This is a genomic window from Deinococcus misasensis DSM 22328 (assembly GCF_000745915.1).
GTDB lineage: Bacteria > Deinococcota > Deinococci > Deinococcales > Deinococcaceae > Deinococcus_C > Deinococcus_C misasensis.
This window is the reverse complement of the sequence record NZ_JQKG01000006.1, coordinates 36,875-52,242: the sequence shown is the minus strand read 5'-3', so window position 1 is coordinate 52,242 and position 15,368 is coordinate 36,875. Positions and strand designations below refer to the sequence as shown.

General features: G+C 54.9%; 12 protein-coding genes. 2 read left to right on the top strand and 10 right to left on the bottom strand.

What is annotated here, in order from left to right:
• Nucleotides 1-296: 296 nt before the first annotated feature.
• Complete coding sequence (rnhA, locus tag Q371_RS06370) at nucleotides 297-788, top strand: ribonuclease HI (protein WP_245618253.1); 492 nt, start codon at nucleotides 297-299, stop codon at nucleotides 786-788.
• A 5-nt stretch (nucleotides 789-793) separates the two neighbouring features.
• Here rnhA and Q371_RS06365 read toward each other — a convergent pair whose 3' ends face one another.
• The 6 genes from Q371_RS06365 to Q371_RS06340 all read right to left on the bottom strand — a co-directional run bounded on the left by Q371_RS06365 (nucleotide 794) and on the right by Q371_RS06340 (nucleotide 7,017).
• A complete protein-coding gene (locus Q371_RS06365; protein ID WP_157442567.1) occupies nucleotides 794-1,228 on the bottom strand; it encodes an arsenate reductase ArsC in 435 nt (144 codons plus the stop codon).
• Nucleotides 1,229-1,278: 50 nt separating this feature from the next.
• Nucleotides 1,279-1,986: a 2-phosphosulfolactate phosphatase gene (locus tag Q371_RS06360; protein WP_034337749.1), complete on the bottom strand. Its 708-nt coding sequence runs from the start codon at nucleotides 1,984-1,986 to the stop codon at nucleotides 1,279-1,281.
• The gene (gene rpe / locus Q371_RS06355; RefSeq protein WP_034337746.1) at nucleotides 1,971-2,639 is read right to left on the bottom strand and encodes a ribulose-phosphate 3-epimerase; all 669 of its coding nucleotides are present in this window, start codon (nucleotides 2,637-2,639) and stop codon (nucleotides 1,971-1,973) included. Before rpe ends, Q371_RS06360 begins: the two co-directional genes overlap by 16 nt.
• A gap of 468 nt (nucleotides 2,640-3,107) precedes the next feature.
• A complete protein-coding gene (locus Q371_RS06350) occupies nucleotides 3,108-5,141 on the bottom strand; it encodes a M3 family metallopeptidase (RefSeq protein WP_034337743.1) in 2,034 nt (677 codons plus the stop codon).
• Between the two features lie 255 nt (nucleotides 5,142-5,396).
• The gene (queA, locus tag Q371_RS06345; RefSeq protein WP_034337740.1) at nucleotides 5,397-6,407 is read right to left on the bottom strand and encodes a tRNA preQ1(34) S-adenosylmethionine ribosyltransferase-isomerase QueA; all 1,011 of its coding nucleotides are present in this window, start codon (nucleotides 6,405-6,407) and stop codon (nucleotides 5,397-5,399) included.
• 64 nt (nucleotides 6,408-6,471) lie between these two features.
• A complete protein-coding gene (locus Q371_RS06340) occupies nucleotides 6,472-7,017 on the bottom strand; it encodes a LabA-like NYN domain-containing protein (protein WP_034337737.1) in 546 nt (181 codons plus the stop codon).
• A 210-nt stretch (nucleotides 7,018-7,227) separates the two neighbouring features.
• Here Q371_RS06340 and Q371_RS25440 point away from each other — a divergent pair, with 210 nt between their 5' ends.
• On the top strand, nucleotides 7,228-9,162 hold the full coding sequence (locus Q371_RS25440; protein ID WP_051963471.1) for an HD domain-containing phosphohydrolase: 1,935 nt from the start codon (nucleotides 7,228-7,230) through the stop codon (nucleotides 9,160-9,162).
• A gap of 160 nt (nucleotides 9,163-9,322) precedes the next feature.
• Here the strand turns inward: Q371_RS25440 and Q371_RS06330 are convergent, their stop codons facing one another.
• From Q371_RS06330 to Q371_RS26890, 4 genes are all read right to left on the bottom strand, one after another.
• Nucleotides 9,323-11,836, bottom strand: coding sequence for a phosphoenolpyruvate carboxylase (locus Q371_RS06330; protein ID WP_034337734.1), 2,514 nt, complete (start codon nucleotides 11,834-11,836; stop codon nucleotides 9,323-9,325).
• Nucleotides 11,837-12,601 (bottom strand): TIGR00282 family metallophosphoesterase, encoded by a 765-nt coding sequence (locus Q371_RS06325; RefSeq protein WP_034337731.1) that lies wholly within the window; start codon nucleotides 12,599-12,601, stop codon nucleotides 11,837-11,839. It abuts the gene before it with no gap.
• Nucleotides 12,602-12,836: 235 nt separating this feature from the next.
• Nucleotides 12,837-15,038: a type I pullulanase gene (gene pulA, locus Q371_RS06320; RefSeq protein ID WP_051963469.1), complete on the bottom strand. Its 2,202-nt coding sequence runs from the start codon at nucleotides 15,036-15,038 to the stop codon at nucleotides 12,837-12,839.
• Nucleotides 15,010-15,354: a hypothetical protein gene (locus Q371_RS26890; RefSeq protein WP_157442566.1), complete on the bottom strand. Its 345-nt coding sequence runs from the start codon at nucleotides 15,352-15,354 to the stop codon at nucleotides 15,010-15,012. The genes pulA and Q371_RS26890 overlap by 29 nt, the downstream gene beginning before the upstream one ends.
• Nucleotides 15,355-15,368: the final 14 nt, after the last annotated feature.

Below are 15,368 nucleotides of genomic sequence, written 5' to 3'. Positions count from 1 at the left end.
GGGAGAAATCCCGTTCTTTTTTGTTGGAACGAGGGTTTGCCGAGAGCCGAGGGCACAGGGCCGAGGGCATCCTGCTGCATGTCGACAAAACCATCAAGGGGATCTGTAAGAGCGAACATGCAGAGGGATCAGCGCGAAGTGCCTCAGGACCCGTGAGTGCGCATTCAGGACAAGACAACATGCGATCCCTTGATTTGCCCTTTCTGGACATGTCCTGCTCTGAATGCTATCGCCAAAGCCTTTTTTAGCCCTCGGCCCTGTGCCCTCGGCTCTCGGCCTGTTGTAAAATGCCAAAAATGACTGCCCCCATCCTCTCCTGCATCCGTCCAGCCACCCCTCCCACCGGAGAACACGTTTACCTGTACTGCGATGGGGCCTGTGACACGCAAGCCGGGCATGGCGGATGGGCCACCATCCTGAAATACGGGGAACGGGAGTTGGAACTCAAAGGACACGCCAGCGAGACCACCAACAACCGCATGGAACTGACCGCCCTGCTGGAAGGCCTGAAGATCCTCAAGCGTCCCTGTGTGGTGCTGGTGGTGACCGACAGCCAGTACCTGCGCAATGCCTTCACCCAGAAGTGGGTGCTGAACTGGCAGAAAAACGGCTGGAAAACCGCCAGCAAAGAACCCGTGAAAAACCAGGACCTCTGGGAAGAGTTGATTGCTCTGGCCAGAGTGCACGACCTGAAATTCATCTGGGTGAAGGGCCACTCTGGGCACGAATTCAATGAACGCGTGGACAAACTGGCCGTCGAGGAACGTTTGAAGCTTCGCAGGGCCTGAACAGCTCAGATCAGCGTTTTGACCCCGAGTTTCTGCAATTCACAATCCACCAGAAAGTGCTGGATCTGCAGGTCCAACTGGTTGCGAACCCGCCTGAATGCATTGAGGTCATCCTGCGCTGGAGGGGAAATCATCCAGTCCAAACGGGTGCTCACGCCTGGAAAAATCGGGGCATCTTCCTGTTCCTCTGAGAGGGTGATCAGGTAGTGAAAGGTGAGCCCGAGAAAGTCTTTGAGGGCTTTGGGATATTGGCCTTGCATGGAAATACCCATTTCTTCCAGAGCAATGCGGGCATGGGGGTGGATCTGGCCAGCTTCAAGCCCTGCACTGTACACTTCAAAGCGCTCACCTGCATGGTGTTTGAGCAGGGCTTCGGCCATCTGGGTGCGGGCAGAGTTGGAAACGGCCATGAAAAGCACGCTGGGACGAAAGACGTTCACGTGTCTCTTGTACCAGCGTTTTTTCAGCGGAAAGTCAGGTGTTTTTCTGCTCAACTGGAAACGAAAATCACCTGTCCGTTGCTGCTTTCCTGCAAGGTGGGAACGATGGTGCTTTCGCTGATCTGGGCGCAGAAACGGATGTCTTCTCCGAGTCCTTTGCTTTCCAGACTCATGCCACCAGAGCTGCTGGACAGGGGTTCGATGGGGTCTCCGACTTGCCGCCTGAGGGTCAGGGCAATGCGGGCTCCGTCGTTGAGGGTGAATTCACCCATGGCCAGCAGGTATTCACAGAGCACACCTGCGGTGTAGGTGTCGTCCAGAGAAGCGCGGCCCCGTTCACCAGAGCAGACGATGGCAATCTCTTCAACGGCGAGGCTTTTGGCTTTGCGTGCAGCCGCGTGGGCATTTCGCAGGGCACCCAGCAGAACGTGTTTGGCACTTTCAGAGGCAACTCTGGCAGCGTAAGTGCCGTTGGTGGTGTTCATGACCACGGTTTTGCCTGCGTAGGAGCCTGCACCTGCCTCAATGGGGCTGTTTCCGAGGTCAAACCCTGCCACAGCAAGGCCACCCCGTTCTCCAGCAATGATGGTGTTTTCGGATTTGAGGCCCAGAGATTCTTCAATGCTGGAAGAAAACAACAGGCGGTCTGCGTGGTGCTCCAGAAACACGGTGGCGGTGGTGGTGGCCCTCAGGACGTCCACGACAATGACGGTGTCCGGGTATTCACCATGTGGAAGCAAATCTACACGCAGGCGCATGCGGCCTCCGTGAGGGCTTTGAAGTTGCGGCCAATGCCAGAGGGATTGAACACCGCACTGCCGGCCACCAGAATGTTGGCTCCGGCTTTGACCACACTTTCGATGGTTTGCAGGTTGACCCCTCCATCCACTTCAAGGTGGCAGTTGGGGTTCTCTGCATCAATCCAGCTTCTGAGGGTGCGGATGCGTTCCAGAGAGGCTGGAATGAATTTTTGCCCGCCAAAACCGGGGTTGACGGTCATGATCAGGGCCAGATCGAGGTCTGGCAACACCGGGCGCAGCATTTCCAGAGGGGTGCCGGGATTCACCGCAACCCCTGCTTTGGCCCCGAGTTCTTTGATCAGGTGAACGGTGCGGTGCAGGTGAACGGTGGCCTCGGCATGGACGGTGATGAGGTCTGCTCCGGCCTGCACAAAGTCCTGAATGTAACGCTCGGGGCGGTCGATCATCAGGTGCACGTCTCTGAACATGCTGCATGAGCGTTTCACTGCCTCGACGATGAGGGGGCCAATGGTGATGTTGGGGACGAACTGGCCATCCATCACATCGATGTGCACCCACGAGGAACCGGCCGCTTCAGCTTCCTGAAGGTCCAGACCCAGTCGTGAGAAATCAGCGGAGAGGATGCTTGGTGCAATATGCAGTTTGGTCACCTTCTCATTTTATAGGTCTTTTCTGAAAAACGCACATTGTTCACCTGAAATGGAGGGTCAACGCAAAGTCTGAAGTTTGGCAGGCCGACTGAGAAAGCGGTCAGCCGTCAGCCATCAGCGATCAGTGAAAAGCGGATCCAGAGGCTTTTGCTTTCGACAGCAGCAAGACCAAAAGGCCAAGCCCCATCAGGTTTGGCAAGCTCAACCGACTGGAAGAAGACTTTCCTTCTGGCTGACGGCTCTTTCTGTTTGCATCGCCCGAACAGCGACTTTGCATCTACCCTGCCTGAAATGGACCTGCTTGTGGGCCTCAGGCACAAAAGGTTGCTTTTGCCTCACGGCTTTTTCTGAATCTGCTCTGGGAGAGGTCAGGGGGAGGCTGCATACAGGATTGTGGGGAATGGATTTGTCTTCACACAATACAAAAACAAGGGAGAGTTGTCTCTCCCTTGTGCCTGAAAGTTCAGATCAGACCAGCAAGCCAGAGCGTTCCAGCAATGCATTGGGGTCGGGATCGCGGCCCATGAAATCCCGGTACAGCTTGGCAGGATCTTCACTGGCCCCTCTGGAGAGGATTTTTTCAAGGAAGTCCTGTCCTGTGGCCCGGTTGAAGATGCCTTCGTTGCGGAAACGGCTGAACGCGTCTGCATCAAGCACCTCGGCCCACTTGTAAGAGTAGTAGCCTGCACCGTAACCCACAGGTGAAGAAAACAGGTGGGAGAAGGAGGTGATCATGCGGAATTCATCGCCGGGCTTGACCGCCATGAATTGGCCCAGAAGTTCACGGCTGTACTGGATGACGTTGCCGTCCAGCTCGGGGTTGTATTTGATGTGGAGCATCAGGTCGGTGGTGCCGAAAGAAAGCTGGCGCATGGCCACGTTGGCTGCCCGGAAATTGCGTGCGGCCACCATTTTTTCAAAGAGATCATCGGGGATGGTTTCACCGGTCTGGTGGTGGTGGGCGAAAAGGTCCAGAGCTTCGCGTTCCCATGCCCAGTTTTCCATGATCTGGGAGGGCAACTCGACAAAGTCCCAGGCCACGTTGGTTCCGGCAAGGCTCTTGACCTCCACATGGGACAGGGCGTGGTGAATCAGGTGGCCCCATTCATGGAAGATGGTTTCCACATCGCTGTGGGTCAGCAAGGCAGGTTCATCGCCCACGGGTGGGGTGAGGTTTCCGCACATCAGGCCGAGGTGGGCTTCAAACGTTCCATCCCGGTCTCCGGTGTAGAAGCTGTTCATCCAAGCACCGCTGCGTTTGGTTTCTCTGGGGAACCAGTCCACAAAGAAACGGGCCAGTCGGGTGCCTTCTTCGTTGAAGATCTCGTAGGTTTTGACTTCAGGGTGCCAAGCTTGCACGCCAGAGACTTCCTGAACGGTCACGCCATACACACGACGGGTGATCTCGAAGAGTCCAGCCATCACTTTGTCCACAGCAAAGTAAGGCTTGAGGGCTTCCTCATCAAAGTCGTAGCTGGCTTTGCGCAGTTTTTCTGCGTAGTAACTGACATCCCATGACTGCAAGGCGGGGGCGTTGTCCCCCTCCAGAGCCCGGCGGTATTCCAGCAACTCTGCGTTTTCCTGTTCGAAAAAGGGACGGATCTTCGCGGTCATGTCCTGCTCGAATTGCAGGGCGCGGGTACCGCTTCCAGCCATGCGGTCTTCAAGCACCAGATCTGCAAAGTCTTTGTATCCGAGCAGCTGGGCTTTTTCTTTTCTGAGGGCCAGAATTTCATTGATGAGGGGTTCGTTGTCGTAGGGCTCAACGCTGGCACGTTGCTGAAATGCACTGTACATGGTTTTGCGGATTTCGGCGTCGTCCAGATAGAACATCACGGGCAGGTAACTGGGCTGTGCGAGGGTGAAACGCCATCCAGGTTTGCCTTTGGACTCCGCGCTTTGTCTGGCGGCAGCACGGGCGCTCTCGGGAAGGCCAGAGAGTTTGCTTTCGTCTTCAATCAACAGTTCGAATTCGGCGGTGGCATCCACCACGTTCTGGCTGAAACGGGTGCAGATGTCTGAAAGGCGCAGGTTGATTTCTTCCAGACGTTGCTTTTTGTCAGCAGGCAGATCTGCACCGCTTCTGCGGAACTCATCGAGGGAAAGTTCCAGAAAGCGCTTTTTGGCTCCAGTGAGGTTCTGGGCCTCGCTGGTGGCAGCAAAGTTTTTCAGGGCCTGATACAGCTCTTGAGAGAGGGTCACGCGGCTCTGGAAGGCGGTGACTCTGGGCTGCACGGCTTGCAGGGTGGCCCGGATCTCTGGAGAAGTCACCACGGCATTCAGGTGGTACAGCATGCCAAACACACGGTACAGACCTTCGCCCAGACGGTCCAGGGCTTTGAGGGTGTTCTCGTAGGTGCGCTCTCCCTGCACGTTCAAAAGGTTCTGGAAATCCTGCTCTGCTTTTTGCAGCAGGACCTCGATGGCAGGCTCAAAATGCTCGGGTTTGATGTCCTCGAAAGGAATGTCGAAACCGAGGCTCAACAGGGGATTGTCGCTCATGGCGAAAGTATAACCTTTGACCTGTTTTTTACACTAGTGGTTCTTGCTTATTTTCTTGCAGATGTTTTGTGTTGTAGAAGGGTTTCCAAACTGCAGGTCTGGAAACCCTTCTGATTTGGTTTGGTTTCTACAGCATTTGAAGGAAGCTTCAGATGCAGTTTCTATGCCGGAGATTTTTGAAATGGGAGGAGTCCAACGACTCCTCCCGTTTCACTGAGTCAACGCAGTTACGCTCTGGTTTGGGATGCTGGAAGGTCAGAGCTGACTGTGCTGCCCGTACAGCAGCATGGCATCTCCGAGGCTGTAAAACCGGTATCTTTCCTGAATGGCCGTCTGATAAGCATTTTCAATGGCTGCCTGACCTGCGAAAGCACTGACCAGCAGAAGCAACGTGGAGTTGGGCAGGTGGAAATTGGTGATCAAGAGGTCAGGCACCTGAAACCGGTATGGCGGATGGATGAAAATCCGGGTCTCCCCTTCTCCGGCCTGCACTTCGCCATTGTGCACCACGCTTTCCAGAGCCCGCACGGTGGTGGTGCCCACAGCAATCACACGCCGACCTTCTTTTTTGGCCCGGTTGATGGCATCTGCAGTCGTTTCAGAAATGAAGAACTGTTCCTCATGCATGACATGTTCGGTGATGTTGCCAGAGATGGGTTTGAAGGTGCCTGCTCCAACATGCAAGGTCAGAAAGTGCCGTTCAATGCCCAGCGTGTCCATTCTGGAAAGAAGCTCTGGTGTGAAGTGCAGGCCCGCTGTGGGTGCAGCCACGCTGCCTTCGGTTTTGGCGTAAACCGTCTGGTAGCGCTCTCCAATGTTGGATTGCTGGATGTAAGGAGGCAAGGGCAGGCTGCCCAGATCGGCAAGGTGGGGTTTGATGTCTTCATTGAAGGTGAGCAGGCGTGCACCGTCTTCCAGCACACCCGTCACCTCGGCCTGAATTTTGCCGTCTCCAAAGTACAGGGTGGAGTTGGCTTTGCGGGCCGGTTTCAGGTAAGCACTCCACACCTTGTGCTCTTTTTCGCGCAACAGCAGCACTTCGATGGTGCCACCTGTGGCCCGTTTGGCAAACAGGCGGGCTGGAATCACCCGCGATTCATTGAAAACCATCACATCGCCTGGACGCAGATACTCCAGCACATCCCTGAAAATGCGGTGTTCCAGAGGGGCATCCTGTGGGACCACCATCAAACGGCTGTGGTCTCTGGGCTCCACACCACTCTGGGCGATCAGGTCTTCGGGAAGTTCAAAGTTCAGAAAATCCATGCTGTTCTCCGGTTTTCTCCATGAAAACAGCGCAGTGTACAAACTGCGCTGGAATGCAGGTGGTTTACACCTGACTGGTGGTGTTTTTGTTGCCTTTGATGGGCATCAAGCCATGGTCGATGTCCACCAGATGGGTGAACTTGTCCACGCAATCGATGAGCTTCTGGGCGGTGGTCTCTTTGAAAGCAATCACTTCCACGCGTTTTCCGCGCTCCATGAACACTTCCAGCACATCGGCGAAGTCTCCGTCTCCAGAGCCCAGCACGATCACATCCAGACTGTCGATCAGGCGCATCATGTCTGCAACGATGCCCATGTCCCAGTTGCCTTCCCAGATCACTTTGCCTTGCTCGGTGGTGTGATGGTACTGCAGGGTCATGCGGCGGACTTTGTAGCCCAGGGTACTCAGTTTGTAGATGAAAGGCCAAGCACTGGTGTCCCCTTCTTTCTCCACAACGTAACTGATGGCACGGACCAAATGTCTGCCTTGCACGGCATATTCCAGCACGCGCTCAAAATTCACCGTCCGCTCGTAGTAATCCCGTGCGGAGTGGTAAAGGTTCTGGGTGTCGATAAAAACGCCAACTCTCGGTTTGTCGGTGATGAACATTGTGCACCTCAAAAAATCACACGGCCTGGGCCGCAAGTAGCATATTATACTTTTAGGAAGGCCCGTGAAAGCCCGTGAAAAGTGGAGGGAACCTTCATCTTTTCACATCATTCGTTTCCTTCAGCTTTTGTTCAGGATCATCCCGTATGTACAGTCATGGCATTTGCCTTTAGCATGAGTTAGCGGCTCTACAGCACTGGCAGGAGGAGCATGGAAAACGTTTTCACGATTCTGCTGGTGAGCCCATCACCTCCTCCAGCATTCAATGAACCCGGAGTGCGTCTGGTCTGGCAGACCTCTCTGGAATGGGTTCCCACTGAAAAAATCCATTTGTTGATTCTTGATGTTCAATCCGATCCGGAATTGCTGCATCAAGCCCGCTTGTTTTTTCCCTTTTGCCCCACCATAACCTTGCAGCCAGAGCCAGCACAAGCAAGTTGTTTAAGTCTGGAATACCCCCTCAAGCACTTTGAGGGCTTCACACCAGAGCTTTACCAACACCTGCTGGTGTTGTATCAAGAACACCTTGAACTGACCCTCAAAATCAACGAAGAACTGGACCGCCTGACCCTGCAACTCCTGCAAAATGGCACCGAAGATTTTTACCAGAAACTGGTGGAGGCCGCAGTGCGCCTGATTCCGGGAGCACAGGCAGGAACCATCATTGGACTGGATCCGGACGGGCACTACACCTTCAAGGCTGCCCTGAACTATGACCTTGAAGGCCTGAAACGCATTCGGTTTGCCCCCCACCAGATGCTCGGGGCCAGCAATGACCAACCCCGGTCCAGCACCTTGCTGCGTTTCAAAGAATTCAATGCAGGCAAAATCGATCCCGAGATCGACAAGATCCTCAAAGAATCCGGACGCATCGATGAAATTCAGGTCAACCTTTCGGTGCAGGTGCGTGTGCAGCAAAAACTGGCCGCCATTTTGAACCTGGAGAATTTTGATTCTGCAGATGCTTTTACTCCAGAGTCCATCCGGATGGCTGAATCTTTTGCAGACCGGGCAGCCCTGTTGATGCAGCGTTACATGCTGGAGTGGCAGGTGCAGGAACGGGCACACATGTACAAACTGCTCAGTGAACTGTCCGCACGCATTGAAACCCTCAACCACCCCACCGAAGTGGCAGAAACAGCTCTGGACACCCTGATGCAACTGACCGGTTACGAACTGTTTGCCTACTACGAAAAAATGGCCCATGGCTGGCACTTGCAAGCCGTTCGCCATTCGGCGCCCTTGCCCTTTGAACTCTCTCGCCTGCTCAGCCTGAACCTCACCGACTTTGAACGCCTCCCCCGCTCGGTGAGCACCCGGGAAGTGCTCGACATTCCTGATTTTGCACAGGTGGTTCAGCCCAATCCAGAGCTGTACGATCTGGGATTGCGCAGCACCTTGCTGGCCCCTGTGCAACTGCACAACAAAGTGATGGGGGTGATGGTGCTGTGCACCTTCAATGAAGTGCACAAGGCTGCCCGCAACGAAGTGCAGGTGCTCAAATTTGTGCTGGGACGGCTGCAGAATGCGTTTGAGCGGCGCACCTATCTGGAACAGGTGGAATCCACCCGCGAGGCCACCTTGCGGACCCTCGGTCTGGCTCTGGAGTACCGGGACTTTGAGACCAAAGGCCACACCGATCGGGTGGTGGACCTGTGCGAACGCTTTGCCATTCGGCTGGGCCTGTCCGAAGAAGAGCGCACCCATTTGCGCTGGGGCGCGTACCTGCACGATGTGGGCAAAATCGGCATCCCGGATTCCATCTTGTTGAAGCCGGGCAAACTCACCGAAGAAGAACGCCAAAAAATCCAGCAGCACACCCTGATGGGGGCAGAAATCTGCATGCAAATGCCCCTCCTCCCCGAGCCGACCCGGCAGGTGGTGCGCAGCCATCATGAATGGTGGAATGGCTCTGGTTACCCAGACCAATTGGTGATGGAACAGACCCCTTTGCTGGCAAGAATCTTTGCTCTGGTGGATGTCTACGATGCCCTCACCACCCACCGTCCTTACAAAGATGCATGGGATCAACAAACCGCGCTGGTACACATGCAAAAACTCTCTGGATTGCATTTCGATCCTCAACTGCTGCCCATTTTTGTGGACCTGATTTGTGACGTTTACAACGTCCATCTGGATCCTTGATCTTGCTGAATCCTTGTCCACCCCTTTTGCATTGCTCACCATCAGGTGTCTGTATTTTGTGATGGTTGGAATTGGTTTGTGAAATTTTTATTTGATTTAAAAACGGAATCAGAAAAAGGGGAGCTGCAGCTCCCCTCTGTAAATTCAAATTTTCTACGGATCAGCCCGTGTTGCGCACCCCTGCTGCAATGCCCTGAATGGACAGCAACAAAGAACGCTCCAGAGGACTTCCTTCCATGCTCTCAGGGGGCAGGGTGCGGAAACGTTTGAGGAGCTCCACCTGCAAACGGTGAATGGGCTCAATGTAGGGATTGCGCAAGTGAATGGACTTTTTGAGGTTGGGTTCATTGTCCAGCACTTCACCTTGCACCACCTGACGGATCAGGTCTACAGCTTCCTGGTGGGCTTGCTGAATGTGCTGTCCCAGTTCAGGCAGATGGGGAGCCAGAGACAGGTAGGCGCGGAACACCATCATGTCGCTCTTGGCAAGGCTCATCTGGGCGTTGTCCAGCACACTGCGGAAGAAAGGCCAGTTCTGGTACATGTCTCTGGCCACTTCCAGATCCACGGCTTTCAGACCTTCCAGCAAACCGTACCAGCCGGGCACATTGGCGCGGTTTTGGGTCCAGGCCATCACCCAGGGAATGGCACGCAAGTTGTGCAGGGTGGCTGGACCGGGGCGGCGCACAGGGCGGGAAGCAATGTTCAGACGGGCAATTTCGCGGATGGGGGTCACCAGTTCGAAGAACTCAAGGAAATCCGGGTGCTCCACCAGAGAACGGTAGGTTTTCTGGCTGACTTTGGATGCGACCTGCATGGCCTCCAACCAGGCTCCAGGCAGTTCCTGCACAGGTTTGGCAGCGGACAGCAGGAGTCCATACATGCCCTGCTCAAGGTTGCGGAAAGCAATTTTGGGGTGGGAATATTTGTCAGCGAGCGCTTCTCCCTGTTCGGTGATGCGCAGTCCGGTGCCGATGGTTCCGGCAGGTTGACCGAAAATGGCCCGGGCCATGGGACCACCACCACGACCAATGGAGGTTCCGCGACCGTGGAAGAAACGCCACGGCACACCGGCGTTGCGGCACACTTCAGAAATCTGACGTTGCGCCTCGTGCAAAGCCCAGTTGGCAGCAAGGAATCCAGCATCCTTGTTGGAGTCAGAATACCCGAGCATGACTTCCTGCACATCTTCTCCAAGGATCTTGCGGTATTCGGTGTTGTCCAGCACCTCTGCCATGATTCTGGGGGCGTTTTGCAGGTCTTCGAGGGTTTCGAAGAGGGGCACAGGCAGCACCCGCACACCGATTTCACGGGCCATGATCAGCACTTCCAGGAAATCGGAAACGCTCTCGCTCATGGACACGATGTAGCGCCCAAAAGACTCCTGGCCATACTTGCCAATGGCTTCACGGATGGCACGCAATGGACCCAGCACGCTTTCGAGGTCTTCGCTGGGGGTGGCCTCTGCAGGGAGCATGGGACGGCGGGTCTGCAGTTCACGCTGAAGCACTTTGACTTTGGCTTCCTCTGGAAGGTCCAGATAATTGGGAACCCCAGCATAGGTGAACATTTCTGCCACCGCAGCACCGGTCTTGCCCGAGTGCTCGCGGATGTCCAGACTGACCAAATGGGTGCCGAAAGTGCGGGTGCGGGTGATCAGGGGTTGCAAGAACACCTGTGCAGAACGCTTCTGGAAAGACTGTTCCAACGCTTTTTCCAGATGCTTGACGTTTTCCAGCACCTGATCGCCCCGGATGCTCTGGTCGTTGTGCATTTCCTGCAGCACTTCGCGCCAAGGTTCTTCGGCTTTGAAGTCTCTGGGGGCCTCAACACGGGTCTGGTGGTGACTGAGGGCAGAGAAGGCTTCGCGGATGTCTGCACGCAGCATTTCACGGGCTCTGGAGGCATGCAGGGCAAGGGTTTCACGGGTGACCTCTGGGGTCACGAAGGGGTTGCCGTCGCGGTCTCCGCCCATCCATGAGTAAAAGTGGTAAGGCAGTTTCAGTTTGGCCTGTTTGCCGTACACCCGCTCGAAGGCCAGACGAAATTCCTCTTCGAGGGCAGGAAGCACCAGAGCAATCACTTCCATGTAGTTCAGACCGCCCTTCACTTCATCGCGCACGGTGGGACGCACGTGACGCAGTTCGAGGGTGCCCCACAGGGCTTCCACATGGGCGGTGACCCGGCCCTGCGCCTGAGGGTCATCCAGTTTGGGGATGTCTCTGGCGATTTTGTCGAGGTGGTAACGCATGGTGCGGCGGCGCATCTCGGTGGGGTGGGCGGTGAAGGTGAGGCCGAGGTGCAGGTCCTCCACGAGTTCGATCACATCTTCGGCTTTCAGACCCTGCTCTTTGAGGGCCGTGAAGGCTTTTTCAAGGCTCTGTTTGTGGGGTCCTTTGGAGTTTTCAATTTTCCGGACACGCTCGTACTCTTCTGCGAGGTTGATCAACTGGAAGTACATGGAGAATGCACGGATGAGCGCTTCGGCATCCAGCAAATTCAGCTCTTTGAAAATGGACTGCAGATCGCTGGTGTCTTCGCCCTTTTCACGCAATTCAATGCTGAGGGTGCGGACTTTTTCCACCAGTTCAAAGAAGCGCTCTCCCTGTTGTTCTTTCAAAACCGTACCCAGGGCACGCCCGAGGGTGTTGACATCCTGATTGATGGTGCGCATTTATTGTTCCTCCGTGTACTGATAACGCTCAATGTGTTTGCACTGGTTGTTTTCGAGGTGCAGGATCACGCCGTTCAGTTGGGCCTGACCCTCTGCGGTGCTCCAGCGCACCGGGATTTTGTCCACGAATTTGGAGATGGGTCCATCGGGAGCAGCCCCAATGACACTGTTGAGCACTCCGGTCATGCCTGCATCGGTCTGGTAACCTGTACCTGCCGGCAAAATGCGGGTGTCTGCTGTGGGAATGTGGGTGTGGGTGCCCACCACCCCTGCCACCCGACCGTCCAGAAAAAAACCAAAAGCAGTTTTTTCACTGGTGGCCTCTGCGTGAAAATCCACAAAAATGCTGCCCAGTTCTTCCCTTTCCAGCAGTTGATTCATGCCCACAAATGGGCAATCCAGAGGATCCAACCACACCCTTCCCATGGCATTGATGATGGTGATGCGCTCCCCTTTGACTTCAAAGGTGTGCATGCCATGTCCGGGGGTGCCCAGAGGATAATTGAACGGCCTGAGGATGTGGTTTTCCTGCAACAGATCGTACACTTCACGGTTGTCCCAGGTGTGGTTGCCCAGGGTGATGCAGTTCGCTCCGGCATCCAGCAAGGTGCGTGCACTTTCTTTGTTCAGTCCAAAGCCCCCTGCAGAGTTCTCACCGTTGACAACAACAAAATCAAATTGGTCACGGATTTTGGGCAGGTGGTTTTTGAAAATCCGCCTGCCCGGTTTGCCGTAAACGTCTCCCACGAAGAGCACTCGTAGCATATGCCCAAACTATAACGTAAGTTTCACACGAATTGAAAAGTTGTTTAACGTGCCCGGTATACTGCCCGAGAAACAGTTTTCTGGCGTCCAGAGCCGCAAGCCAACCTGTTGCCCCTGGAGTGGTGTACTTTTCTGCTTTATTTAACCTGTAGAAAAAATGCAATCTGGTCCTCAAATGTGCATGAAAAACCGGGGCAAGCCCCGGCAAACATGACCCACATGGCTGGTGTGATCCTCAGGTTGCACTGGCAGCAATCAGCGTGGACCTTGCAGGCACCTTCACCGATCCGGAAACCGTTTCCAGAGGGGCATCGCTGAATTCCTCTCCCCTGACGTGCACATGGAACGTGCCCTCGGGCAGGTGGGCTTCCTGTGCATGGCCACTGCCATTGAACAGCACCACCGTCTGACGCCAAGTTTCGTTGGGCAGGTTGGGAACGTCCAAAACAAAACCCACCAGTCCGTGTCGGGTGTCCGTGTCCAGAGGTTGGAAAGCCCTCTGGATGGCATCTCGGGTGGGCAAACGGAACACTGGGTGTTGTGCCCGCAACCGAATGAGGCTGCTGAAGTAATCGGTCAGGTCTGAAAAACGCTTCAGGCGCGTCCAATCAAAGGCGTTGATCCCGTCTCCGGCATTGTAGGAGTTCTCGTGGCCCTGTTTGGTGCGGGCCAGTTCTTCGCCTCCGGTCATGAAGGCCAGTCCCTGCGCCAGAAAGACCAGAGCAGCAGCCATTTTTTGCATGTCTTTGCGAACAGCCTCACTGTGGTGGCTTGCGGCACCGTGTTTCAGGCGGTCCCAGAGCACATAGTTGTCGTGACTGGAAGCATAGTTGGTGCTTTCTGTGGGCTGTTGGGCAAAACTGTGGATGCTTCCCTGAAGGCCCTGCAGAATGCCGCCTGCATTGTGAAAATCCCCCTGAATGAATCCGGTGGAATGCACACTGAACACATGTCCGGCAATCCGGTCACGGAAATCGTCATTGAAAACCCCCTGACGCATGCCTTTCTGTGCCCCTTTGGCGAAATGGATGGGACCTCCTCCAGTCCACGGTTCGCCATACATCACGATGTCGGGTTTGAAAGCGGTCAGTTGATCGGTGATCTCCTGTACGGCAGCGTGGGTGAAGGTGCCCATCAAGTCAAACCGGAAACCCTGAATGTGGTATTCCCTGACCCAGTGCTTCAGGGAGTCGATCACAAATTGGCGCACCATGGGGCGCTCCACGGCCAGCACGTTCCCCACGCCGGTGTCATTGAGGTAATGCCCATTGTCTGAAGTGCGGTAATAATAAAAAGGCACCAGTTGATCAAATGGAGAACGCTCTCCGGTGTGGCGGGTGTGGTTGTACACCACATCCATGATCACCCCGAGCCCAGCCTCATGCAGACCCTTGACCATGAGCTTGAACTCTTTGATGGTGGTGGTGGGGTCCTCTGGCTGGGTGGAGTACTGGGCCTCCGGGACGTTGTACAGGTAAGGGTCATAACCCCAGTTGTAAGCACCTCTGGTCTCGTGGTGAAAATCGTACACAGGCAAAAGCTGCACGGCATTCACCCCGAGCTTCTTCAGGTGGTCCAAGCCTGTGTGCAGGTCGGTTCCGGGCACCCGGGTGCCGGGTTGCACCATACCGAGGTATTTTCCGCGTTTCTCTGGATCCACCCCCGATGATTCATGCACCGTGAAATCCCGCACATGCACCTCGTAAACCGAGACATCGGTGCTGGATGCAAAAGTGGGTTGAGGGTCGGTGTCCCAACCCTCTGGATGGGTGGCTGTCAAATCCACAATGACCGATTTGGCAAACTCCAGAGGTTCATCGTCCTGATGGTCGCTGGCAGCAATGGAGTAAGGATCCACTGTGATGACGGTTTGCCCGTACCTTATGACGCGAAACTGGTAGAATTTACCGTTCCAATCGCCCATCTGGTGTCCTGACCAGACCCCATGTTGGCCTCTGGTCAGTTCCAGAACCTGTTCGGGCACAGGGTCCTGAGCCCCTGAAAACAACAGCACTTCGACTTTACTGGCCACAGGGGTCCAGACCCGAAAACCGGTTTGTTCAGGGGTGTACTGGATGCCCAGAGGATCCAGACAGGTGAACTCGGGCAGGTTCAGGACATCTCTCGCATACACCCTCAGGGTGGTTCCATTGACTTTCAGTTGCAGGTTTCTGGACACATCTTCAGGGTCCAGTTTGTGCAAGAAATGCACCTGCACCGAAGTGCCTTTGAGGGTGGTGGTGGCCAGATCCAGAGGGTTGCCCTCCAGCAAAACTTGAAACACTGCTGGAGGACAGGATGCTGGGGCATGGTTGAATCCCACCGTCAGGTGGTTGAGGCTGTCCAGAAAGGCCATCTGGGCTTTGATTGAGACATCCAAGAGGTCATGGCGCTCTGGATGTGCAAGTTCAAGGTGGTGGGTTTGAGGTTCCATCATGGCATACCGTAACTTTCTTTTGCACACAAAACTGCAAGGCTTTTGATGGTCTCTGGAGGTTTTCAGCGATGAGGTCCACCAGAATCGGGTCACCAAATGAGAAGTTCCATCTGAGAACACCAATTCCAGATGGAAGCGCTACCAAAATGATCTTTTTCAATGTACCCAACCCTGTTGCAAAAAGCAAGGTGATTTCATCACAGGACCCATGCCAGCACAAAGTCCGCATTGTTGGCAGGTCAACTGCAAAAGCCATCAGCAATCCGCTTTCAGCGAAAAACACACCCAGAACTGTTTGCTTTCGTCCATTGAGCATCCATAAACCGCACC